General features: G+C 73.1%; 22 protein-coding genes. 19 read left to right on the forward strand and 3 right to left on the reverse strand.

What is annotated here, in order from left to right:
• The first annotated feature begins 32 nt into the window (after positions 1-32).
• From CHF16_RS00555 to sigJ, 5 genes are all read left to right on the forward strand, one after another.
• The gene (locus tag CHF16_RS00555; RefSeq protein WP_089323867.1) at positions 33-1,325 is read left to right on the forward strand and encodes a deoxyguanosinetriphosphate triphosphohydrolase; all 1,293 of its coding nucleotides are present in this window, start codon (positions 33-35) and stop codon (positions 1,323-1,325) included.
• 121 nt (positions 1,326-1,446) lie between these two features.
• On the forward strand, positions 1,447-2,673 hold the full coding sequence (locus CHF16_RS00560; protein WP_089323868.1) for an NAD(P)/FAD-dependent oxidoreductase: 1,227 nt from the start codon (positions 1,447-1,449) through the stop codon (positions 2,671-2,673).
• A gap of 26 nt (positions 2,674-2,699) precedes the next feature.
• A complete protein-coding gene (locus CHF16_RS00565) occupies positions 2,700-3,887 on the forward strand; it encodes an MFS transporter (RefSeq protein WP_089323869.1) in 1,188 nt (395 codons plus the stop codon).
• Positions 3,888-3,959: 72 nt separating this feature from the next.
• Complete coding sequence (locus CHF16_RS00570) at positions 3,960-4,421, forward strand: GtrA family protein (RefSeq protein WP_089323870.1); 462 nt, start codon at positions 3,960-3,962, stop codon at positions 4,419-4,421.
• Position 4,422: 1 nt separating this feature from the next.
• Entirely contained in the window at positions 4,423-5,313 is an 891-nt protein-coding gene (gene sigJ / locus CHF16_RS00575) for an RNA polymerase sigma factor SigJ (RefSeq protein ID WP_089323871.1), read from the forward strand.
• Here the strand turns inward: sigJ and CHF16_RS00580 are convergent.
• Complete coding sequence (locus CHF16_RS00580) at positions 5,294-6,163, reverse strand: LLM class F420-dependent oxidoreductase (protein WP_089323872.1); 870 nt, start codon at positions 6,161-6,163, stop codon at positions 5,294-5,296. The genes sigJ and CHF16_RS00580 overlap by 20 nt on opposite strands.
• A gap of 128 nt (positions 6,164-6,291) precedes the next feature.
• On the opposite strand from CHF16_RS00580, the gene CHF16_RS00585 reads away from it, so the two are divergent.
• Positions 6,292-6,675, forward strand: coding sequence for a MerR family transcriptional regulator (locus CHF16_RS00585; protein ID WP_089323873.1), 384 nt, complete (start codon positions 6,292-6,294; stop codon positions 6,673-6,675).
• A 43-nt stretch (positions 6,676-6,718) separates the two neighbouring features.
• On the opposite strand, the gene CHF16_RS00590 is transcribed toward CHF16_RS00585, so the two are convergent.
• Entirely contained in the window at positions 6,719-7,993 is a 1,275-nt protein-coding gene (locus tag CHF16_RS00590; RefSeq protein WP_089323874.1) for an ABC transporter ATP-binding protein, read from the reverse strand.
• A gap of 252 nt (positions 7,994-8,245) precedes the next feature.
• Between CHF16_RS00590 and dnaG the strand changes: the two genes are divergently transcribed.
• The 5 genes from dnaG to efeB all read left to right on the forward strand — a co-directional run bounded on the left by dnaG (position 8,246) and on the right by efeB (position 14,517).
• Positions 8,246-10,180, forward strand: coding sequence for a DNA primase (gene dnaG / locus CHF16_RS00595; RefSeq protein ID WP_089323875.1), 1,935 nt, complete (start codon positions 8,246-8,248; stop codon positions 10,178-10,180).
• Between the two features lie 71 nt (positions 10,181-10,251).
• A complete protein-coding gene (rpoD, locus tag CHF16_RS00600; RefSeq protein WP_089323876.1) occupies positions 10,252-11,397 on the forward strand; it encodes an RNA polymerase sigma factor RpoD in 1,146 nt (381 codons plus the stop codon).
• Positions 11,398-11,505: 108 nt separating this feature from the next.
• A complete protein-coding gene (locus CHF16_RS00605; protein ID WP_089323877.1) occupies positions 11,506-11,979 on the forward strand; it encodes a YbjQ family protein in 474 nt (157 codons plus the stop codon).
• A 146-nt stretch (positions 11,980-12,125) separates the two neighbouring features.
• Positions 12,126-13,259, forward strand: a complete 1,134-nt coding sequence (efeO, locus tag CHF16_RS00610) for an iron uptake system protein EfeO (RefSeq protein WP_089323878.1) — start codon at positions 12,126-12,128, stop codon at positions 13,257-13,259.
• Positions 13,260-13,284: 25 nt separating this feature from the next.
• Entirely contained in the window at positions 13,285-14,517 is a 1,233-nt protein-coding gene (gene efeB, locus CHF16_RS00615; protein ID WP_089323879.1) for an iron uptake transporter deferrochelatase/peroxidase subunit, read from the forward strand.
• A 33-nt stretch (positions 14,518-14,550) separates the two neighbouring features.
• On the opposite strand, the gene CHF16_RS00620 is transcribed toward efeB, so the two are convergent.
• Complete coding sequence (locus CHF16_RS00620) at positions 14,551-15,801, reverse strand: molecular chaperone DnaJ (RefSeq protein ID WP_089323880.1); 1,251 nt, start codon at positions 15,799-15,801, stop codon at positions 14,551-14,553.
• Positions 15,802-15,997: 196 nt separating this feature from the next.
• On the opposite strand from CHF16_RS00620, the gene CHF16_RS00625 reads away from it, so the two are divergent.
• The 8 genes from CHF16_RS00625 to CHF16_RS00655 are packed head-to-tail and all read left to right on the forward strand — an operon-like array spanning position 15,998 to position 23,485.
• Entirely contained in the window at positions 15,998-16,573 is a 576-nt protein-coding gene (locus tag CHF16_RS00625) for a TerD family protein (RefSeq protein ID WP_089323881.1), read from the forward strand.
• Positions 16,574-16,607: 34 nt separating this feature from the next.
• Positions 16,608-17,186, forward strand: a complete 579-nt coding sequence (locus tag CHF16_RS00630) for a TerD family protein (RefSeq protein ID WP_089323882.1) — start codon at positions 16,608-16,610, stop codon at positions 17,184-17,186.
• A 60-nt stretch (positions 17,187-17,246) separates the two neighbouring features.
• Positions 17,247-18,383: a DUF475 domain-containing protein gene (locus CHF16_RS00635; protein WP_089323883.1), complete on the forward strand. Its 1,137-nt coding sequence runs from the start codon at positions 17,247-17,249 to the stop codon at positions 18,381-18,383.
• Between the two features lie 55 nt (positions 18,384-18,438).
• Positions 18,439-19,017: a TerD family protein gene (locus CHF16_RS00640; RefSeq protein WP_089323884.1), complete on the forward strand. Its 579-nt coding sequence runs from the start codon at positions 18,439-18,441 to the stop codon at positions 19,015-19,017.
• Positions 19,018-19,042: 25 nt separating this feature from the next.
• Positions 19,043-20,200, forward strand: coding sequence for an HpcH/HpaI aldolase/citrate lyase family protein (locus tag CHF16_RS00645; protein ID WP_089324260.1), 1,158 nt, complete (start codon positions 19,043-19,045; stop codon positions 20,198-20,200).
• On the forward strand, positions 20,197-21,573 hold the full coding sequence (locus CHF16_RS40025; protein WP_179271332.1) for a phosphoribosyltransferase family protein: 1,377 nt from the start codon (positions 20,197-20,199) through the stop codon (positions 21,571-21,573). The genes CHF16_RS00645 and CHF16_RS40025 overlap by 4 nt, the downstream gene beginning before the upstream one ends.
• A complete protein-coding gene (locus CHF16_RS40030; RefSeq protein WP_179271333.1) occupies positions 21,570-22,682 on the forward strand; it encodes a cysteine protease StiP family protein in 1,113 nt (370 codons plus the stop codon). Before CHF16_RS40025 ends, CHF16_RS40030 begins: the two co-directional genes overlap by 4 nt.
• Positions 22,679-23,485, forward strand: a complete 807-nt coding sequence (locus tag CHF16_RS00655; protein WP_089323885.1) for an HAD family hydrolase — start codon at positions 22,679-22,681, stop codon at positions 23,483-23,485. Before CHF16_RS40030 ends, CHF16_RS00655 begins: the two co-directional genes overlap by 4 nt.
• Positions 23,486-23,496: the final 11 nt, after the last annotated feature.

A 23,496-nucleotide genomic window follows, 5' to 3' on the forward strand; every position in this document is an offset into this window, starting at 1 on the left:
CCGGCGGCGACCCGCTTACCCTGGGTAGGGCCATGACGACCAATGACACCGCGGGCTACAACGACACCGCGGGCTACAGCGCCCGCGACCGGCGCCGGTGGGCCCCGGAACCGGCCAAGCGCCGCGACCGCACGGCGTTCGAGCGCGACCGCGCCCGCGTCCTGCACAGCGCCGCGCTGCGCCGGCTGGCCGCCAAGACCCAGGTCGCCTCGCCCGGCGCCGACGCGGTGGCCGACACCGTGCAGAGCCTGCGCACCCGGCTGACGCACTCGCTGGAGTGCGCGCAGGTCGGCCGGGAACTCGGCAAGTCCCTCGGCTGCGACCCCGACCTGGTCGAGACGGCGTGCCTGTCGCACGACATCGGGCACCCGCCGTTCGGCCACAACGGCGAGAGCGCGCTCGACGTCGTCGCCCGCGACTGCGGCGGCTTCGAGGGCAACGCGCAGAGCCTGCGCGTGCTGACCCGGCTGGAGCCGAAGTCGTTCGCGCCGGACGGCCCGCCGCTGCACGGCCGCAGCGTCGGGCTGAACCTGACCCGCGCCGCGCTGGACGCCGCGATGAAGTACCCGTGGACGCAGGCCGAGGCGGTCAACGGCAAGTTCGGCGTCTACGCCGACGACGGGGACGTCGCCGCGTGGGTCCGGGAGGGCGCGCCGGAGGGCCGGACGTGCTTCGAGGCCCAGGTGATGGACTGGAGCGACGACGTCGCCTACTCCGTCCACGACCTGGAGGACGCGCTGGTCGCCGGGCACATCGACTTCGCCCGGCTCGCCGACCCGGCCGAGCGCCGCCTCGTCGCCGCCACCGCCGCCAAGCTGTACTGCCCGGACGCCGACCTCGCCGAGCTGGAGGAGCGGTTCACCGCGCTGCTCGCCGAGCCGTACTGGCCGGACCGCTACGACGGGACGCCGCGCAGCCTCGCCGCGCTGAAGAACCTGACCAGCACCCTGATCGGCCGGTTCTGCCTGGCCGCCGAGTCGGCGACCCGCGCCGCCTACGGGGACCGGCCGCTCACCCGGTACGCCGCCGAGCTGATCGTGCCGCGCGCGCAGCGGCTGGAGAACGCCCTGCTCAAGGGGGTCACGGCGCACTACGTGTGGATCAGCCACGAGGAGGTCCGGGCCCGGCAGCGGACGCTGATCACCGAGCTGGCCGAGCTGATGCTGGCCGGCGCGCCCGGCACGCTCGACCCGGGGTTCCGCGCCGCGTTCACCGAGGCCCCCGACGACGCGGCCCGGCTGCGCGCCGTCATCGACCAGATCGCCTCGCTGACCGACCTGTCCGCGATCGCCCGGCACCGCATGCTGGGCGGGCGCCCGCACTGATCGGCGCGCCCGCCGGGCGGCGCCGCCGCGCCGCGGCGGCGGGCCGGTGCGCGCCCGTGGCCCTTGTTTCCCCCCTGGCGCCGCTGTAGCTATGGCTACAGGTCAACTACAGGAGGTCGCCATGCCCGAGGAGACGTTCGTCATCGCCGGAGCGAGCCTGGCCGGCGCCAAGGCGGCGGAGACCCTTCGCGCCGAGGGCTTCGCGGGCAGGATCCTGCTCGTGGGGGACGAGATCGAGCGGCCCTACGAGCGGCCGCCGCTGTCCAAGGGCTTCCTCCTGGACAAGGAACCGCGCGACAAGGCGCACGTCCACGAGGCCGACTGGTACGACAAGCACGACGTGGAGCTGCGGGTCGGTACCTCCGTCGCGTCCATCGACCGGGCCGCGCACCAGGTGCGGCTGTCCACCAAGGAGCCGGTCGGCTACGACCGGCTGCTGCTCGCGACGGGCGCGTCCGTGCGGCGGCTGGAGGTGCCCGGCTCCAAGCTGCAGGGCATCCACTACCTGCGCACGATGGCCGACTCGGCGGCGCTCAAGCAGGCCATCGCGCACGGCGGCAGGCGCGTCGTGGTCGCGGGCGCCGGCTGGATCGGGCTGGAGACGGCCGCCGCCGCCCGCGCCTACGGCAACGACGTGACGGTGATCGAGCCGGAACCGGCGCCGCTGCACGCCGCGATGGGGCCCGAGCTCGGCGGGATGTTCGCCGAGCTGCACCGCGAGCACGGCGTCGACCTGCGATTGGACCAGGGCGTCGCCGGGTTCTGGGGCGCCGGGCAGGTGTCGGCCGTCGTCACGTCCGGCGGCGCCGAGGTGCCCGCGGACGTCGTGGTCGTCGGCATCGGCGTGCGGCCCAACACGCGGCTGGCGGAGGAGGCTGGCCTGGAGGTGTCCGACGGGATCCTCGTCGACCAGTCGCTGCGCACCTCCGACCCCGACATCTTCGCCGCCGGCGACGTCGCGAACGCCTACAACCCGCTGCTCGGCCGCCGGATCCGGGTGGAGCACTGGGCGAACGCGCTGAACGGCGGGCCCGCCGCCGCCCGCGCCATGCTCGGCCAGGACGTCGTCTACGACCGGATCCCGTACTTCTTCAGCGACCAGTACGACCTCGGCATGGAGATGTCGGGCGTCGCGGCGCCGGGCGAGTACGACGAGGTCGTGTACCGGGGCGACCGCGCGGCCCGGGAGTTCATCGCGTTCTGGCTGTCCGGCGGCCGGGTGGTCGCCGGGATGAACGTCAACGTGTGGGACGTCACCGGGGACGTCCAGGCGCTGATCCGCTCGCAGCGCCCGGTGGACGCCGCGCGCCTCGCCGACCCGGCGGTGCCGCTGGCGGAACTCGCCTGACCCCGCGGCCGCGTACAGTCGGCCGGATGGCCACGGAGGAGATCGCGGCGCTCGGCCGGGCGCGGTTCGCGGTGACGGCGGCGTTCACCGCGCACGGCCTCGTCGCCGCCGCCTGGGTCGCCCGCATCCCGCAGATCAAGGACGGGCTCGGGCTGAGCGAGGGCGCGATGGGCGTCGCGCTGCTCGGCGCCCCGGTCGGGGTCGTGGCGGCGGTCCGGTTCGCGGGGCGGATCGTCGCCCGGTGGGGGAGCCGTGCCGCGACCCTCGGCGCCGGCCTCGCCGCCGCCGCGTCGCTCGTACCGCTCGGCCTCGCCTGGAACCTGCCCGCGCTGGTCGGCGCCCTGCTGCTGATGGGTGGCGCGCTCGGGCTGATGGACGTGGCGATGAACGCCCAGGGCGTGGCGGTCGAGCGCGGCTACGGGCGGCCGCTGATGTCCGGCCTGCACGGCGCCTACAGCGTCGGGACGCTGCTGTCCGCGCTGGCCGGGGCGGGCGCGGCGCACGCGGGCGTCCCCGTCCCGCTGCACCTGTCCGCCGCCGCGCTGCTGCTCGGCGTCCTCGTCACGACCGGTTGCCGCGGCCTGCTGGACCGTTCCGCCGACGCCCTGCCGGAAGACGTCCACCCGGAAACCGGTGGCTCCGGCGCGAGAGCCGCGCGGTCGGCGTCCCGCCGGGCGCTGACGCTGCTCGGCGTCATCGGGCTGTGCTCGTTCGTCGGGGAGGGGGCCATGGCCGACTGGAGCGCCGTCTACCTGCGCGAGGAGCTCGGCACCGGCCCCGGCCTCGCGGGCCTCGGCTACGCCGGCTGCGCGGTGGCGATGACCGCCGGGCGGATGGGCGGGGACCGGGTCGTCGCGCGGTTCGGGCCCGTCCCGGTGCTGCGCGCCGGGGCGCTGGCCGCCGCGCTCGGCCTCGGCTGCGGGCTCGCCGCGGCCGGCCCGGCGGCGGCCGTGGCCGGATTCACGCTGTTCGGCCTCGGCGTCGCCGTCGTGGCGCCGGTCACCTTCAGCGCGGCCGGCAACCTGCCGGGGGTGCCCGCCGCGGCCGGGATCTCCCGGGTCACCGCGATCGGCTACGCGGGGCTGCTCGGCGGCCCGCCGGTCATCGGTTTCGTCGCGCAGGGCGTGGGGCTGGCGTGGGCGCTGGCGGTCCCCGTCGCGCTGGTCGCGCTGATCGTGCCGCTGGCCCGGGCGGCGGCCACCGCGGAGGGCTGACGGCGCGCCCCATTGATCTTTTAGAGGGGTTCCGACTTTCGTATATGTCCTACTCAGGTAAGGTCTGGGCGAGTGAGCACTGTGCAGCGGTCGAGGCCGGTGGATTCGGTCCCGTCCGCCCCGGCCTACCGGACATTCCTCCGCGAACTGCTGAGCTTCGGCTTCGTGGGGTGCGTCGGCACGCTCATCATGATCTTCGGCGCCAACCTGATGCGCGCCTGGCTCGGCGGCAGCCCGGTCACCAGCGTGGTCGTCCCGACCGTGCTGTCGACGCTGACGTCCTACCTGCTCAACCGGCACTGGACGTTCCGGCACCGCGACAGCGACGGCTCCGGCCGGGAGGTCGCGATCTTCTTCGCGCTGAACGGCGTCGGCCTGCTCATCCAGGTGCTGTGCACCGGGTTCACCTACTACACCCTCGGCCTGCACGGCGGCGTCGCCTACAACATCGGCCTGCTCGCCGGCGTCGGGCTGGGCTCGGCGTTCCGCTACTGGTCGTACAAGAAGTGGGTGTTCACGCCGGCGGCGGCCTGACATGGGGCGGCTCGACGACGAGTGGGCGCGGCACCGGCCCGCCGTGTTCGGCGCCGCCTACCGCATCACCGGCAGCGCCGCCGACGCCGAGGACATCGCGCAGGACGTCTGGCTGCGCGCGTCGTCGCGGGAGACACTGGACGACGTCCGCGACCTGCGCGCCTGGCTGATCACGGTGGCCGCGCGCCGCGCCTACGACGTGCTCGGCTCCGCCCGCGCCCGCCGCGTCGACTACGTCGGGCCGTGGCTGCCCGAGCCGCTGCCGACCGGGCCGGACGCCGCCGAGCCGGTGCTGCTGGACGAGACCGCCGGCACCGCGATGCTCGTGGTGATGGAGGAGCTGTCGCCGCCCGAGCGGGTCGCGTTCGTCCTGCACCAGGCGTTCGAGGTGCCCTACGACCGGATCGCCGGGGTGCTCGGGAGGTCGCCCGCCGCGTGCCGGCAGCTCGCCTCCCGGGCGCGCCGCAAGGTCGCCGCGGCGCTGCCGTCCCACCCCGCGGCCCCGCGGGAGCGCGCGGAGGTGCTGGCGGCGTTCCGGGACGCCTACGAGCGCGGCGACGAGGCGGCGCTGCTGGCGCTGCTCGACCCGGACGCCGCCTACACCACCGACGGCGGCGGCCGCGTCTTCGCGGCCCGCAAGGTCATCGCGGGGGCGGGCCGGGTCGCCACCGCGCTGCTGCGGATCCGCGCCCGCAACACGCTGCGCCTGGAGTACGCGGAGATCAACGGCCGCCGCGAGCTGCTGGTGCTGCGCGGCGGCCTGCTGTTCGCCGTCGACACCGTCGAGGTCGCGGACGGCCGCGTCACCGCCGTCCGCCGCGTCCTCAACCCCGGCAAGCTCGCCGCCGTCCGCCGCGCCGCCGCGGCACGGCTCAGCGGCCGGCCGGAATGACCTTCTCGGTCCGGGCGGCGGCCTCGGCCAGCACGCCGGCCAGGTCCTGCCCGGTGGCCTGGGAGAAGATCACCTGGTCGATGCCGTGCTCGGCGGCGCGGCCGACGACGTCGACGACCTGGTCCACCGACGGGGTGCCGGGGAGCAGGCCCAGGGTGGTCTTCTCGATCTCGGAGTAGTCGCGCCCCTCGCGCTCGCAGTGCTCCCGCAGCACCTCCAGCTTGCGGGGCAGCTCCTCGCCGTCGAAGAGGTTGCACGCGTCGGCGTACTTGGCGACGAAGCGCAGCGTCTTCTTCTCCCCGGAGCCGCCGACCAGGATCGGCGGATGCGGGCGGCGCAGCGCGGGCGGCGAGTTCAGCGGGCGCTCCAGCCGGTAGTGCTCGCCCTCGAACGGCGACTCGTCGCCCTCCCACATCCGGTGGGCGATCCGCAGCGTCTCCTCCAGCCGCTCGAACCGCTCGGCGGTCGGCGGGAACCGGACGCCGAGGCCGCGCGACTCCTCCTCGTTCCAGGCCGCGCCGATGCCGAGCCACGCGCGCCCGCCGGACAGCACGTCCAGCGTCGTCACGGTCTTGACCAGGATGCCGGGGTGCCGGTAGGTGACGCCGGTGACCATCGTGCCGAGGGTGATCCGCTCGGTCAGCGCCGCCGCGTAGGCGAGCGCGGAGTAGCCCTCCAGCATGGGCTCCTCCGCCGGGCCCACGCCCGCGATCTGGAAGAAGTGGTCCATCACCCAGAACGAGCTGAGCCCGCCCTGGTCGGCGTCGCGGGCCATCCGGCCGAACGTCGGGCCGATCTGCTCGGGCCCGCCGGGGAAGGTGAAGCTGGGAACCTGCAGTCCGATGCGCATGGCAGTCCCTGATGTCTCGTGGGTTTCGCTCTCACGCCCACTGTGCGACCTGGAGCGCGCTCCAGGTCAAGACGCACCGCCGCGCGCACATTGACCTGGAGTGCACTCCAGGTGGAATCCTGAAGGACGTGAGTTCCTACTCCCCATCGGAGACCGCGGACAAGAGCGGTTTCAGCATCGACACGCTGCGCTACTACGAGAAGATCGGCCTGCTGCCGGGCATCGCCCGGGACGCCGCCGGACGGCGGGTGTTCAGCGACGACGACCTCAACTGGCTGCACATGCTGCGCTGCCTGCGCGGGACCGGGATGCCGATCGCCGAGATGCTGCGCTTCTCGGAACTGGCCCGCGGCGGCGCCGAGACCTACCAGGAGCGCCTCGAACTCCTCGAAGAGCACGACCGCCGGGTGGAGGAGCAGATCGCGGCCCTGCGCGACCAGCAGTCCCAGATCAAGATGAAGATCGGCCTCTACCGCGACGAGATCTGCGAGGCCGCCCCGGCCTCCGCCTGACCGGGCTCACGCCTCCACCGGGTCCTGCCTCTCAGCGCCACGGCTAGCGCCGCACGGGCGTGACGCGGCGGCCGTCGGCGCCGAAGAACAGGACGCGGTCGAAGTCGACGGTCAGCGCCACGTGGTCGCCGCGGTTCGGGCGGCCGCCGGGCGCGATGCGGAACACCAGGTCCGAGCGCCGGTGGTGGCCCGCGTGCTCCTCGGGGAGCCCGTCCTCCTCGGCGGGCCTGCCGAGCATCCCGCGCAGCCGGTCCCGCCACCCGGCGGGCTCGGCGCCCTGGTCCGGCGCGCGCGGCGGGCGCCCGACCTCGGTCGCGTCGATCGTGGGGATGCCCGCCTCGGCGTAGGCGAGCCACTCGTGCCCGTGGAACTCCATGGCCCGGACCTGCCCGGACAGCACCGACCCGTGCGGCGCGGGGGAGCCCGGCGCGATCGGCACCAGCGTGTCCGGCCGGATCCCCACGATCACCGGCATCCCGTGGTGGCTGATCAGCGAGGACGCGCGCGGGTCGTCCCACGGCACGGTCAGCCGCTGCGGGCCGAAGTCCAGCAGCAGGCCCTCGCCCTCGATGGCCCACAGGGTGGCCTGGAGGAGGTTGATCGGCGGGGAGCTGAGGAACGCCGCCACGAACACCGTCGCCGGGTCCTCGTAGATCTGCTCGGGGGTGCCGACGTCCTCCAGGACGCCGTCCCGCAGCACCGCCATGCGGTCGGCCATCGTCATGGCCTCGATCTGGTCGTGCGTGACGTACACGGTGGTGGTGCCGGTGGAGCGCACCAGCGCGGCGATCTCGACCCGCAGCTCGGTGCGCAGCCCCGCGTCCAGGCTGGACAGCGGCTCGTCCATCAGGAACAGCGACGGCTCGCGGATGAGCGCCCGGCCGATCGCGGCGCGCTGCCGCTGGCCGCCGGACAGCGTGCGCGGCAGCCGGTCGATCATCGTGTTGAGGCCCAGCGCGCGCGCCAGCTCGACGACCTTCGCGCTCGCCTCGGCGCGGTCGTCGCCCGAGACCTCCAGGGGGAACATCATGTTCCCCTTGACCGTGCGGTGCGGGTAGAGCGCGCCCTCCTGGAACACCATGGCGACGTTCCGCTCGCGCGGCGGCAGGTCGTTGGCGACGCCGCCGTTCAGCCACAGGTCGCCGCTGGTGATCTCCTCCAGCCCGGCGATCATCCGCAGGATGGTCGACTTGCCGCAGCCGGAGGGCCCGAGCAGGACGAACAGCTCGCCGTCGTTGATGCGCAGGCGGACATTGCGGACGGCGGCGTGCCCGCCCGGATACACCTTGTCGACGCCGTCCAGCACAACATCCGTCATCGCGCCCGCCTGAGTGTGAGCAAAATCTCGGTTCGCCATCACATCGCGCGATGGCGTGGGTTGTCCAGACCAAATCCGCACTTGGCTGATGTCGTTCAGGCCGAGTCCGGCCAGGACCATGGGATTCACACCGCGGCGGGGCGGTTCAAGGCGCCCGGACGGCGTCCCCGGAGGGCCTCCCCGGCGCCGGCGGGCTGCCGGTTCGGACGGGGAAGCGCCGGATGTCGCGGGCCCGCCGTAGACTCCTTCGTCGTGGCAGGCCGGATTCGCAATGAGGACATCGCACTCGTCCGGGAGCGCGTGTCCATCGACGCCGTGATCGGCGAGTACCTGCAGCTGCGCAGCGCCGGCGGCGGGAACCTCAAGGGTCTCTGCCCGTTCCACGACGAGAAGTCCCCGTCGTTCAACGTGACGCCCTCGCGCGGGCTGTACTTCTGCTTCGGCTGCGAGGCGGGCGGGGACGTCATCAAGTTCGTCCAGGAGATCGAGCACCTGACGTTCTCGGAGTCGGTCGAGCGGCTCGCCGCCCAGGCCGGCATCCAGCTCCGCTACGAGGAGGGCGGCGGACGCGGCCCCCGGCAGGACGGCGGCCAGCGCGTGCGCCTGATCGAGGCGCACCGGGCGGCGGCCGAGTACTACACCGGGCAGCTGGAGTCGCCCGAGGGCGCGATCGGGCGCAAGTTCCTGTCCGAGCGGGGCTTCGAGGCGGCCGACGCGGCCCGCTTCGGCGTCGGGTTCGCGCCCCGCGAGTGGGAGGGCCTCGTCCGGCACCTGCGCGCCCGCGGCTTCGCCGACCGCGACATCGTCGCCGGCGGCCTCGCCAAGGAGGGTCGGCGCGGTCCGATGGACCGGTTCCGCGGCCGGCTGATGTGGCCCATCCGCGACCTGTCCGGCGACGTCATCGGGTTCGGCGCGCGCCGCCTCTACGAGGACGACGACGGCCCCAAGTACCTGAACACCCCCGAGTCGCCGCTCTTCCACAAGGGCTCGGTGCTCTACGGCGCCGACCTCGCCAAGAAGGAGATCGCGCGGCGCAGGCAGGCCGTGGTGGTCGAGGGCTACACCGACGTGATGGCCTGCCACCTCGCGGGTGTCCCGACCGCGATCGCCACCTGCGGGACGGCGTTCGGCGACGACCACATCAAGGTGCTGCGCCGGCTGCTCATGGACCAGGACGAGTTCCGCGGCGAGGTGATCTTCACCTTCGACGGGGACGCGGCAGGCCGCAAGGCGGCGCTGCGCGCGTTCGACGACGAGCAGAAGTTCGTCTCGCAGACCTTCGTGGCCGTCCAGCCGGACGGGCTCGACCCCTGCGACCTGCGGATCCGGCACGGCGACGCGGCGGTGCGCGACCTGGTCGCCTCCCGGCTGCCGCTGTTCGAGTTCGCGGTGCGCAGCGCGATCGAGCAGCACGACCTCGACACCGTCGAGGGGCGGCTCGCCGCGCTGGACGCGGCGGCCCCGGTCGTCGCCGCCATCAAGGACCGGTCGCGCCGCCACATGTACGCCGTCAACCTGGACCGCTGGCTCGGCATCATGGACGAGCAGTTCGTGCTGCGCCGCGTCCGCGAGCTGGCCAACCGCCGGCACGCCCGCGCCCAGGCGGGGCGCTCCCCGGCCGGAAACGGCCACCCCGGCCGGCCCGGCCGGCGGGGCGACGAGCGCGGCGGCGGTGCCGAGCCGCGGCCGCCGCAGCGGCCCGCGTTCGACCCGTCCGACCCGGAGGTGCAGCGCGAGCGCGAGCTGCTCAAGCTCGCCGTGCAGCGCCCCGCGCTGCTCGGCCCGGCGTTCGACGAGGTCCCGGCCGAGGCGTTCATCGCGCCGCCGCACGCGGCCGTGCGCGCGGTCATCGCGGCGGCGGGCGGGGTGACCGCGGCGGGCGGGGTCGCCGAGTGGGTCGCCCTGCTGCTGGAGAACGCACCGAACGACCAGGTCAGGGATCTGCTCACCAAGCTCGGCGTGGAACCGGTCCGCTCCGCCCATGATTCGGACGACCGCTATGCAGGGGAACTGCTGGCCCGGATACAGGAGCGCCAGCTCACCCGCATGATCGCGGACGCGAAATCTAAACTCGGGCGGCTGAATCCGGCCGAGGCGCAGGAGGAGTACCACCGGCTGTTCGGCGATCTTGTCGCGCTTGAGCAGCAGCGACGGGTGTTGCGCGAGCGAGGGCTTGGGTCACAGTAAGTCAAGGGACCGCAAAATGGGTCCTGTGATCTAGCCCTCCTTTGACGCAGACTGTCCACGTGGGCCCTTCGGTGCTGCCAAGCGAGGCGCCATCGGTTGATCAGGTGGCGGACCTCGTCGCACGCGGCAGAGAGCGCGGCGGTGTGACCGTCGAGGACGTCGCTGCCGCGCTCGATCGCTCGGACTTGCCGGACGACTCCCTGGAGCGGGTCGTCCGGATGCTCGCAGAGCAGGGGGTGGAGGTCCTCGAATCCCAGCAGGAGACCGAGGACGTCACGCGAGCGGAAGAGGGAGACCTCGGCAAGCGGGCGCCGACGAGCGACCTGGTTCGGATCTACCTGAGAGAGATCGGTCGCGTACCGCTGCTCACGGCAGAAGAAGAAGTAGAACTGGCGAAATCGATCGAGGCGGGCCTGTTCGCCGAGGAGAAGATGGCGCGTACCGCCGTCCTCGCCCGCGGCGAGCTGCTCGACCTCGAACTGCTCTCCCGCGAGGGCGTGCGGGCGAAGCAACGGCTGATCGAGGCCAACCTGCGGCTGGTGGTCTCGATCGCGAAACGGTACGTCGGCCGGGGAATGCTGTTCCTCGACCTGATCCAGGAGGGAAATCTCGGACTCATCCGTGCGGTCGAGAAGTTCGACTACACCAAGGGGTTCAAGTTCTCGACCTACGCCACCTGGTGGATCCGGCAGGCGATCACCCGGGCGATCGCCGACCAGGCCCGGACGATCCGGATCCCGGTCCACATGGTGGAGACGATCAACAAGCTGGTGCGGGTGCAGCGGCAGATGCACCAGGACCTCGGCCGGGAGCCGACGCCCGAGGAGATCGGCCTGGAGATGGGCCTGTCGCCCGTCCGGGTGGTGGAGATCCAGCGGATCGCGCAGGAGCCGGTCTCGCTGCAGTCGCCGATCGGCGAGGAGGACTCGGACCTCGGCGACTTCATCGAGGACGCGGACGCCGTCGTGCCGATCGAGGCCGCGGCGTTCATCCTGCTCCAGGACCAGCTGGAGGACATCCTCGGCACCCTGTCGGACCGCGAGCAGCGCATCATCCAGCTCCGGTTCGGGCTGGCGGACGGCCATCCGCGCACCCTGGAGGAGGTGGGCCGCGAGTTCGGCGTGACCCGGGAGCGCATCCGCCAGATCGAGTCCAAGACGCTGGCGAAGCTGCGCCACCCGTCCCGCGCGCAGATGCTCCGCGAGTACCTGGAGTGACGGCCGGGCCGGGGCGGGCGGCCGGTTCCCGCCGGGCCGCCCGCCCCGGCCAGGGCGTTTCCCGATGTTCTGTCGCGTTTCGTCCGAGCGGTGATCTACCGTGGTGACATGCTGATCGTGACGACTGACGGCGTGCCGGGGCATGAGATCAGGAGCGTGCTCGGGGAGGTCCTCGCGACGGCCCTCCAGGCCGACCAGGCCGACCAGGGCGCGCCGCAGCCCGGCCGGCCCGGGAGCAGCGCGACGTTCCGGGTGACGGGGGAGCGGCCGGCGGCCGGCCTCGCCGCGGCCCGCCGCGAGGCGGTGGACCGGCTCGGCGAGGAGGCGCGCCGCAGGGGCGCCAACACCGTGGTCGGGATGCGCTTCGACACCGCCGCGGTGGCCGGGGGCTTCGAGGTCTGCGCGTACGGCACGGCCGTCTGGGCCGAGCCCGCGGCCCGGCAGCGCGACCAGGGGCCGCAGTACCAGCAGCACCAGGCCCCGCAGCAGGGCCACCTCCCGCCGTACGGGGATCCGCAGCCGGGCGGCCCGCCGATGGCCGCGCGCAACCTCACGATGGGGCTGCACGACCGGCCCCGCTGATCACCTGGGCGTCCCGCCGCGCCGGACCTCCGCGCCGGACCTCCGCGCCGGGCCGGGCACCCGTACCCCGGGGTCCCTTGACGGGCTGAGGAGAGGCTTCGCTAATTTAGGTAAGCCTAACCACTTGCTCGCCCCTGGAGTCCCTGATGCGTCCTGTGTCCGTCCTCGCGCTCGCCGGTACCGCCGCCGTGTCGATGTCCCTGCTCACGGGGTGCGGCGGTGACGGCGGCAAGGCGGACGCGGCCGGCGCGATCCCGGTCACGGCCACCGACGACGCGTGCGAGGTCGCCAAGACCGACCTCACCGCGGGCAAGACCACCTTCAAGGTCACCAACAAGGGCTCGAAGGTCAACGAGTTCGAGGTCCTCAAGCCGGACGGCAAGATCCTCGCCGAGCGGGAGAACATCGGCCCGGGGACCAGCGTCGACTTCGTCGTGAACCTGCCCGCCGGCCAGTTCACGCTGCTGTGCAGCGCCGGGCAGACCGGCAAGGGCCCGACCCAGGCCGTCACCGTCACCGGTGCCGCCGCGGGCGGCGCCGACGCGCGGCTCACCAAGGCCGCCGCCGACTACAAGGGCTACGTGATCCTCCAGCTGGACGACACCATCGCCAAGACCCGGCAGTTCGTGGACGCGGTGAAGGCCGGCGACGTGGCGAAGGCCAAGGAGCTGTACGCCCCGTCCCGCGTCGGCTGGGAGACGATCGAGCCCGTCGCGGAGAAGTTCGGCGACATCGACCCGAAGGTCGACGCCCGCGAGGCCGACCTCAAGCCGGAGGAGAAGAAGGACTGGTCCGGCTGGCACCTGCTGGAGAAGGCCCTCTGGGAGGACGGCTCGGTCAAGGGCAAGGAGGAGTACGGCGACCGGCTGCTCGCCGACCTCGGGACGCTGAAGTCGCGGCTGCCCGGCCTCACCCTCGACCCCGTCAACGACATGGCGGGCGGCGCCAAGGAGCTGCTGGACGAGGTCGCCACCGGCAAGGTCACCGGTGAGGAGGAGGCGTTCAGCCACACCGACCTCGTCGACTTCAAGGCGAACGTGGACGGCGCCAAGAAGATCTACGACCTGCTCAAGCCGGTCGTCCAGGAGCGGGACGCGCAGCTCGCCGCCGACCTCGACGACAACTTCGCCAAGGTCGAGGGGCTGCTGAAGAAGCACGAGAAGGGCGACGGCTACGTCTCCTACGACAAGGTCGGCAAGGACGACCGCAAGGAGCTGGCCGACGCGGTGAACGCCCTGGGCGAGCCGCTGTCCAAGCTCGCCGAAGCCGTCGCGAAGTAGCGGGAACCGGAGAGGTGGCGGCGAGATGACCGAGGCGAGGCCGGGGCTGTCCCGGCGACGGATGCTGGGGTTCTCAGGCGCGAGCCTGCTCGTCGGGGCCGCCGCCGGCGCGGGCATCGACCGGATGGCGCTCGCCGACGAGGACGCGGACGCCGGTGCGGCCGTCGCCTTCCGCGGCCCGCACCAGGCGGGCATCGCGACGCCCGTCCAGGACCGGCTGCACTTCGCCGCGTTCGACGTGACGACCGGCGACCGCGCCCGGCTGGTCCGGATGCTGCGGGAGTGGACGGACGCGGCCGCCGCGATGACGGCCGGCCGGCCCGTCGGCGACGGCGCGGTCGGCGGGCCCGCGGTGGCGCCGCCGGACGACACCGGCGAGGCCCTCGGCCTGCCGCCGTCCCGGCTCACCCTGACGATCGGGTTCGGGCCCACGCTGTTCGAGAAGGACGGGAAGGACCGCTTCGGCCTCAAGGCGCGCCGCCCGGCCGCCCTGGTCGACCTGCCGCACTTCCCCGGCGACGCCCTCGACCCCGACCGCAGCGGCGGCGACATCGCCGTCCAGGCGTGCGCCGACGACCCGCAGGTCGCCGTGCACGCGATCCGCAACCTCGCGCGGATCGGGTTCGGCACGGTCTCGGTCCGCTGGTCGCAGCTCGGGTTCGGCAAGACGTCCTCGACCACGCCGGAGGCGCAGACCCCGCGCAACCTGTTCGGGTTCAAGGACGGCACCGACAACATCGGCTCCGCCGACACCGCGCTGCTCGACCGGCACGTCTGGGCCGGGAAGGACGACGGCGCGCCCTGGATGGCGGGCGGCTCCTACCTCGTCGCCCGCCGCATCCGGATGCACATCGAGACCTGGGACCGGACGTCCCTGCGCGAGCAGGAGGACATCTTCGGCCGCACCAAGGGCGAGGGCGCGCCCGTGGGGGAGGCGAAGGAGCGCGACAGGCCCGTCCTGTCCCGGATGAAGCCGGACGCGCACGTCCGCCTCGCCCACCCCGACTCCAACCGCGGGGCGCGGATCCTGCGGCGTGGCTACTCCTTCACCGACGGGTCCGACGGCCTCGGGCGGCTGGAGGCGGGCCTGTTCTTCATCGCGTTCCAGCGCGACCCGCGCACCGGGTTCATCCCGATCCAGCGGTCGCTGGCCGACGACGCGCTGAACGAGTACATCCAGCACGTCGGCTCGGGCGTCTACGCGTGCCCGCCGGGCGTCCGCGAAGGAGGCTTCTGGGGCGACACCCTGTTCGCCTAGACACCGGCGGGGCGGGTTTCGCCCGCGCGGCGGCTACCCCTGCGCGGCCCGCTCCGAGCGGATGCGGGTCACGACGTCCCCGGCGGCGGTCTTGATCGACTCCAGCTCCTGGAGGTAGGCCCAGTAGTCCGGGTGGGCGCCGCCGAGCCGGTCCGGCGCCCTCTCCAGCCGCTCGACGAGCCCGTCCAGCACCTGCGCGTGCCGCGGCGCGGGCCCGCCCGGCTGGGCCATGGCGAGCCGCTGCGCGTCCCGCACGGCGAACCGGGCGCTCTCGGCCGGCTTGGCCGGGTCGGCGGCGACCGCCTTCAGCTCCTCCACCCGCCCGGTGACCTGCCCGGCCCGCCGGTCGGCGGCGTTCAGCTCGGTGCGCGCGGCGGTGAGCGCCTGCTGCGCCTGCTTCCACTCGGCGCGGGCGACGTGCGCGGACGCCTCGTTCAGCCGCTCGCGGGCCCGCGTGACGGCGGCCTCGATGGACTCGGGCGCGCCCTTGAGGTCCTGCCAGCAGGCCTGCGAGTAGCCGCGCAGCAGCACCCGCATCGCCTCGCGGACGGGCTCGACGCGGTTCGCGGCGGCGTCGGCCCGCGTCCGGACGGAGGCGAGCGAGTTGCGGACCTTCTGCGCCAGCAGCGGCAGCTCGGCGGCCGCCTCCCGGGCCCGCTCGGCGATCTCCCGGACCTCCTCGGCCCTGCGGATGGCGCCGTCCAGCCCGAGCCCGCCGAGCCCCTTGGAGCCGAGCTGGGCGAGGACCTGCCGGGCGCGGGCGAGCTCCGCCTCCGGGTCGGAGGCGTCCATCCCCGCCTCGCGCGCGGCGGTGACGGCGGCCTCGGCGGCGGCCACCGCCTCGCGGGCGGCGGCCAGCCGCGGCGGGAGCTGGTCGAGGGCGGCCTCCAGCCGGGCCATGCGCGGCTGGAGCCGCTCGGCGAACGCGTTCAGGTCGCGGGTGATCTGCTGCAGCCGCTCGGTGGAGGCGATGAACGCGCGGCGCGCCGCGTCGTACTCGGCCGGTGACCGGTCCCGGTCATCGACGTCGTGCGCGTCCAGCACGGAGATGTAGGCGATGGAGGCGGCGTCGGCGGCCTCCGACAGCCCGTCGAACTCGCGCCGGACGGGCGCCGCGGCGGCCGCGTCCAGGTCCTCGAAGACGGTGACGCGGCCGCCGAGGTACTTCTGCGCCTGGTCCATGTCGTAGAACGCGGCGGCCGCCGCCTCCTTCGCCTCGACCGCCGCCGCGGCCGCCTGCGCCCCCCTGCCGCCCCGGCGGCGCTGGTCGCCCGGTCCCCGCAACGCTGCCTCCTCTCGTCCCTGCCCAGTCTGGCCCAGACCGCGCGTGTTTCGCGCCCCGGGCGGGCGCCCGACCGCCGCCCGGGGCGTTCCGCGTCACAGGTCGACAACGGATGGAACGGATAGCATCGCCTCTACGTCGATAATGCTGGGCGCCGGGTCGGCGTCCCGATACAGCATGCGATCTTGGAGGCCAATCGTGCCCGTCAGCCTGAGCAAAGGCGGCAATGTCTCGCTCACCAAGCAGGCGCCCGGACTGACCGCCGTCGTCGTCGGCCTCGGCTGGGACCTGCGGACCACCACCGGCACGGACTTCGACCTCGACGCCTCCGCCATGGTGCTGGACGGCTCCGGCAAGATCATCACCGACCAGCACTTCGTGTTCTTCAACAACCTGCGCACCCCCGACGGCGCGGTCGAGCACACCGGCGACAACACCACCGGCGCGGGCGAGGGCGACGACGAGCAGCTCAAGGTCAATTTCGGTGCGATGCCGGCCGCCGCCGAGCGGGTCGCGTTCGCGGTCTCGATCTACGACGCCGACACCCGCGGGCAGAACTTCGGGCAGGTCCGCAACGCCTACATCCGGGTGGTCAACCAGGCCGACGGCGCTGAGATGGCCCGCTACGACCTGTCCGAGGACGCCTCGATGGAGACCGCGATGGTCTTCGGCGAGCTCTACCGCAACGGCGCGGAGTGGAAGTTCCGCGCGGTCGGCCAGGGCTACGCGTCCGGGCTGGCCGGCATCGCGATGGACTTCGGCGTCAACATCTGACCCACACCACCTCAGGAAGGGAACGGCCCGGAACATGGGAGTCTCACTCGCCAAGGGCGGCAACGTCTCGCTGACGAAGGCCGCGCCCAACCTCACCGCGGTCACCGTCGGCCTCGGCTGGGACGTCCGCGCCACCACCGGCGCGGACTTCGACCTCGACGCGTCCGCGCTGATGCTGGCGAGCACCGGCAAGGTCATCTCCGACCAGCACTTCGTGTTCTTCAACAACCTCCGGAGCCCGGACGGCTCGGTCGAGCACACCGGCGACAACCTGACCGGCGAGGGGGAGGGCGACGACGAGTCGATCAACGTCGACCTCACCGCGGTGCCGGCCGAGTGCGACCGGATCGTGTTCCCGGTGTCGATCTACGACGCCGACAACCGGCACCAGAGCTTCGGCCAGGTGCGCAACGCCTTCATCCGGATCGTCAACCGGACCGACGGCAACGAGCTCGCCCGCTTCGACCTGACCGAGGACGCCTCCACCGAGACGGCCATGGTCTTCGGCGAGCTGTACCGGCACAACGGCGAATGGAAGTTCAGGGCCGTCGGGCAGGGGTACGCCTCGGGTCTGGCCGGCATCGCGATGGACTTCGGCGTCAACGTCGGCTGACACCGGCGCACCCCGCACCGGCCGCCCCGTCCGGCCGCCCTCTCTAGCAGAAATACGCGCATGATTCTTCGCACCTTCGGTTGGTCCTTCGGCGTCACGGCTCTCGGGTTGCTGGCCGCCTTCTTCTACGACGGACCGACCGGCCTCGCGCTGGTCGCCGTCCTGGCCATCCTCGAGATCTCACTGTCGTTCGACAACGCCGTGGTCAACGCCAAGGTGCTCGACAGGATGAGCCCCTTCTGGCAGAAGATCTTCCTCACCGTCGGCATCGCGATCGCGGTGTTCGGCATGCGGCTGGTCTTCCCGCTGCTGATCGTGGGCATCACCGCCAAGCTCGGCCCCGTCGAGGCGTTCGACCTGGCGCTCAACGACTCGCACCGCTACCACGAGCTGATGAACGACGCGTATCCGATGATCGCGGCGTTCGGCGGCATGTTCCTGATGATGCTGTTCCTGGACTTCGTGTTCGAGGAGCGCGCCGACAAGTGGCTCCCGTGGCTGGAGCGGCCGCTCGCCCGCATCGGGAAGCTGAACCAGCTGTCGGTGGTCGTCGCGGGCGGCTCGCTCGCGCTGGTGTCGTGGCTGTCGGCGGACGACCAGGGCAGCGTCATGATCGCGGGCGTGCTGGGCATGGTGACCTACATCCTCGTCAACGGGCTCGGCGAGCTGTTCTCCGAGGCGGGGGAGGACGACGACGAGGAGGCGGCCGAGGGCGCGGACGACGCGGCCGAGGGCCGGGAGGCCGCGCCCGCCGGGCGCGGCGGGCCGAGCCGGCTGGCACTGGCCACCGGCAAGGCCGGGTTCTTCCTGTTCCTCTACCTGGAGGTGCTGGACGCCTCGTTCAGCTTCGACGGCGTCATCGGCGCGTTCGCGATCAGCACCGACCCGATCGTCATCGCGCTCGGGCTCGGCATCGGCGCCATGTACATCCGGTCGCTGACGGTCTTCCTGGTCCGCAAGGGCACCCTGCACGAGTACGTGTACCTGGAGCACGGCGCGCACTGGGCGATCGGCGCCCTCGCGGTCTGCATGCTGATCAGCATCGGCCACCACGTGCCCGAGTGGATCACCGGGGGGCTCGGCGCCGGGCTGATCGTCGCGGCGTTCATCAGCTCCGTCGTCCGCAACCGGGGAGAGGGCGGCGTCGCCGCCCCGCCGTCCGGCGACGGCAAGCAGCTGCACTCCAGCAACGTCTGACCGGCGGGTCCCCGCCCCCGCCCGACCGGTATCGAACCACCGAAGGAGTCCGGCCATGTCGATCTCACTGCAGAAGGGCCAGAAGGTCTCGCTCGCCAAGCCCGGCGGCGGGACCCTCACCCGGGTCCGGATGGGGCTCGGCTGGGACGCCGTCGCCAAGAAGGGGCTGTTCGGCCGGGGCAAGGCCCAGTCGATCGACCTGGACGCGTCCTGCCTGCTGTTCGACGCCGCCGGCAACCTCGCCGACCAGGTCTGGTTCCGGCAGCTGCGCAGCGAGGACGGGTCCGTCCAGCACACCGGCGACAACCTGACCGGCGAGGGCGAGGGCGACGACGAGGTCATCAACGTCGACCTGCAGAGCGTCCCCGCGAACGTCACCCAGCTGGTGTTCACGGTGAACTCGTTCACCGGGCAGGACTTCTCGCAGATCGCCAACGCGTTCTGCCGGCTCGTGGACGAGAGCACCGGGCAGGAGATCGCCCGCTACGACCTCAGCGGCGCCGGCCAGCACAACGCGCAGATCATGGCCAAGGTGTCGCGGGACGGCGCGGGCTGGTCGATGACGGCGATCGGCGCGACCGCGACCGGCCGCACCTTCCAGCACCTCCTGCCCGCCGTGTCGGCGCACCTGTGATCCGGCGGGTGTGACGGGCGCGGCCATGCGGCATTTCGACCACATCGACGCCGCGCGTCGCAAGCACCTGTTCTACCGGCATCCCCGCCCCTTCGACCGGCACGACGACCCCTCGGTGCTGGCCGTCGCGCTCGGCGCGACGCTGTACTGCCCGGCGACCAGGCCCGCCCTCGCCGCCGACATCGAGCGGGCGGCGGGGCGCGGCGTCATGAGCATGGTGGTCTGCCTGGAGGACGCGATCGCCGACACGGAGGTCGAGGCCGGCGAGGCGAACCTGGTGGCGCAGTTCCGGACGCTGCACGCGGGCGGCGCGGACGTGCCGCTGCTGTTCGTCCGGATCCGCGACCCCCGGCAGATCGCCGACCTGCTGCGCCGCCTCGGCGACGCCGCCGACCTGGTCACCGGGTTCGTGCTGCCGAAGTTCACGCCGGCCGCCGGTGGAGCGTTCCTGGACGCGCTCGCGGACGCCTGCGACCGCACCGGGCGGCGGCTGCTGGCGATGCCGGTGATCGAGAGCCCGGAGGCGGTGTACGCCGAGACCCGCGCGGAGATGCTGGACGACGTGGCGCGGCTGCTCGCCAAGCACCGGCCGCGGATCCTCGCGGTCCGGATCGGCGCGACCGACATGTCCGCCGCCTACGGGCTGCGTCGGCCGCCGGACCTCACGATCTACGACATCCGGCCGGTCGCGAACGTGATCTGCGACGTGGTGAACGTCCTCGGCCGGGCCGACGGCACCGGGTACGTGGTGACCGGCCCGGTGTGGGAGTACTTCTCGGCGGGGGAGCGGATGTTCAAGCCGCAGTTGCGGCAGTCGCCGTTCGAGGCGCAGCAGGCGGCGCCGCTGCGGCAGCGGCTGATCACCTCGGACCTGGACGGCCTGATCCGCGAGGTCCATTTGGACAAGGCCAACGGCCTCACCGGCAAGACCGTGATCCACCCGAGCCATGTCGCGGCCGTCCACGCGCTGTCGGTCGTGACGCACGAGGAGTACTGCGACGCCGCCGACATCCTCGGCGTCGCCGGGGGCGGGGCGATGGCCAGCTCGTACGCGAACAAGATGAACGAGGCGAAGCCGCACCGCGCCTGGGCGCGGCGGCTGATGCTGCGCGCCCAGGTGTTCGGGGTCGCGGCGGAGGGCGTCACGTTCGTCGAGCTGCTCGAAGCGGCGGGCAGCCGGTGACCGCGCCGAGGCCGGTGGGCGCGTCGTGGGTCTCCGCGCGCCTCGGGGTGCGGCTGGCGGACGGCGCGGCCCCGGGCGGCGCCGGGCTGTCGTCACTGGTGGGGCTGGCCGTGCGCCGCAATCCGCGCCGCGCCCATCTGCTGGTCTCGGCCGTGCTGGGCAAGCACGTCCCGACGGATCCGCGGCTCGTGTACGGGTCGGGGCTGCTGCTGGGTGAGCTCGTGCGCGCGCGCCTGCGCGGCGAGGAACCGTCCCATCCCGGTGGCCTGCTGCCGGACGCCTTGCGCGGCGTGCCAGGTGCTGCTGCGGGGCTGCGCGACCTCATGCGCTCCCCTAGGAGCCCTGTGGACGCGATCGTCCTGGGCTATGCCGAGACCGCCACCGCACTCGGGCATTCGGTGGCGGACGCCCTGGGCGGCGCTTACTACCTGCACTCGACGCGGCGTCCCGTGCCGGGGTTCGCCGCCTACGGCGGGTTCGAGGAGGAGCACAGCCACGCCACGAGCCATCTGCTGCTGCCCGCCGACCCCGCGATGCTCGACCGTGACGTACCGGTGGTGCTGGTGGACGACGAACTGTCCACGGGCCGGACGGTCCTGAACACCATCGAGACCCTGCACGCCGTTAGGCCGAGGGGGCATTACGTCCTGGCGTCCCTGGTCGACCTGCGCGACCCCGCCGACAGGGAGCGGATGGACGCTCTCGCAGACCGCCTGGGGACCCGCATCGACGCGGTGGCGCTGGCCGGGGGCCGCGTGGAGCTTCCGGAGGGCATCCTTGAGGCGGGGCAGGCGCTCGTGACCGGTATGTCCGGAGGCTCTTCCGCCGGCCCTGCCGGGGAGCCGTCCGAGGTGGCGCGGGTCGCGCTGGACTGGCCCGGCGAGCTGCCGGACGGCGGACGGCACGGCTTCCTCCCCGAGCACCGGGCGAGGCTGGAGAAGGACCTCGCCCGTATGGGCGACGTCCTCGCGGCGAACGTCGTCCCAGGGGCGTCGCGGGTCCTCGTCCTGGGGTTCGAGGAGCTGATGTACGCGCCGCTCCGGCTCGCGGAGGCGTTCGCCGACGCACTGCCGGGTGTGGACGTCCGATACTCCACGACCACACGTTCACCCGTGCTCGCCGTAGACGACCCCGGGTACGCGATAAGGACGCGCCTGGTGTTCCCCTCACACGACGACCCCGCCGACGGGCCGGGGGAGCGGTACGCCTACAACGTGGCCCCCGGCGCCGGTGAGAGCGGGTTCGACCAGATCGTCTTCGTGGTGGACGACGTCGGTGACACCGAGGCGCTCGCACGCGGCCTCCTGGAACGCCTGCGCGCGCTCGCCCCGGTGCTGGTCGCCACCGTCCCCGCCCACAGGAGGGATACGTGACGCCGCTGTACGGGCCGTCCTTCGGCAGCTACCCGGCCGAGGACGTCGCCTGGCTCCTCAAGGACCTCTCGCACGTGCGGCTCGAAGCGCCGACCGAGGAGCGCGAGGCGGCGATCCAGGCGGGGCGCGCCCACTACGCCGAATCGCTCCCCGTCGAGTACCAGCCGGGGCCGGAGTACCGGCGGCTGTTCCACCAGGCACTGGAGGCGTCGGCGGAGCGGCTCGCCTACGCGGCCGGGCTCGTCACCGAGATGGTCCTCGCCGAGCGCGGCCCCGGCGCCGTCCTGGTGTCGCTGGCCCGTGCCGGGACGCCCGTCGGGATCCTGCTGCGCCGCTGGGCCCGGTACGCGCACGGCCTCGACCTCCCGCACTACGCGGTCAGCATCGTCCGCGACCGGGGCATCGACGCCGTGGCGCTGCGCTACCTCGCCGAGCACCACGACCCCGCGTCCGTGATGTTCGTGGACGGCTGGACCGGCAAGGGCGCGATCGCGCGGGAACTGGCCGCCGCGCTCGCGCCGACCCCGTTCCCCGCCGACCTCGCCGTCCTCGCCGACCCGGGGCGCTGCACGTCCCTGCACGGCACCCGCGACGACTTCCTGATCCCGTCCGCGTGCCTCAACTCGACCGTGTCCGGGCTCGTCAGCCGGACCGTCCTGAACGCCGAGCTGATCGGCCCGGACGACTTCCACGGCGCCAAGTTCTACCGGGAACTGGCCGGCGACGACGTGTCCGCCGCGTTCCTCGACGCCGTGTGCGCGCGGTTCCCGGACGTGGCCGAGCGCGTCGCCAAGGACCTGCCCGGCCACCGCGCCGCCGACCGCGCGCCCGACTGGTCGGGCTGGGACGCCGTCGCGCGCTGCGCCGGGGCCGAGGGCATCACCGACCTGAACCTCGTCAAGCCGGGGATCGGGGAGACCACCCGGGTGCTGCTGCGGCGCGTCCCGTGGAAGGTGCTCGTACGCGCGGACACCGGCCCCGAGGTGACGCACATCAGGCTCCTCGCCGACGAGCGCGGCGTGCCCGTCCACGAGGTCGAGCCCGAGCGGTTCCCCTACGCGTGCATGGGGTTCATCCACCCGCGCTTCGGCAAGGGAGCCGCCCAGTGACCGTCCTTGTGTGCTCGGACCTCGACCGCACGCTCATCTACTCCGCGCCCGCCTTCGGCCTGGACGGCCCGGACGAGACCATGCCGCGCCTGCTCTGCGTGGAGTTCTACCAGGGCAAGCCCCTCTCCTACATGACCGAGTCCTCAGCGCGGACACTCGAAACCCTCGCTGCGGCCGCCGTGTTCGTTCCGACGACGACGCGCACACCCGAGCAGTACCGCCGCATCCACCTGCTGGAGAAGCCGCCCGCCTACGCCATCTGTGCCAACGGCGGCCACATCCTCGTGGACGGTGAAGACGACCCGGAATGGGCACGAGCCGTCCGCGCGCGCGTCGCGGAGGGGTGCGCGCCGCTCGACGACGTCCGGCACCACCTCGCCCAGACGGGCGGCGACTTCGTCCTGAAGCAGCGCACGGCGTCCGACCTGTTCGCCTACACCGTCGTCGACCGCGCCGCCCTGCCGGCCGGCTGGGTCGACGACCTCACCGGCTGGTGCGCCGAACGGGGCTGGCGGACGTCCCTGCAAGGCCGCAAGGTCTACTGCCTGCCCGCCTGCCTCACCAAGGCCGCCGCCGCCGGAGAGGTCGCCCGCCGCACCGGCGCCGCCGCCACCCTCGCCGCCGGCGACTCCCTCCTCGACATCGAACTGCTCGAAGCGGCCGACCGGTCGATCCGCCCCGCCCACGGCGAGCTCCACGGCACCGGCTGGACGTCCCCCACCACCGCCGTCACCTCCCGCCAGGGCATCGCCGCAGGCCAGGAGATAGCCGAATGGCTCCTCGCCCGCGCCACCGAACCGTAAATAATCACGGG

The organism is Actinomadura meyerae (genome assembly GCF_900188445.1).
Lineage (GTDB): Bacteria > Actinomycetota > Actinomycetes > Streptosporangiales > Streptosporangiaceae > Spirillospora > Spirillospora meyerae.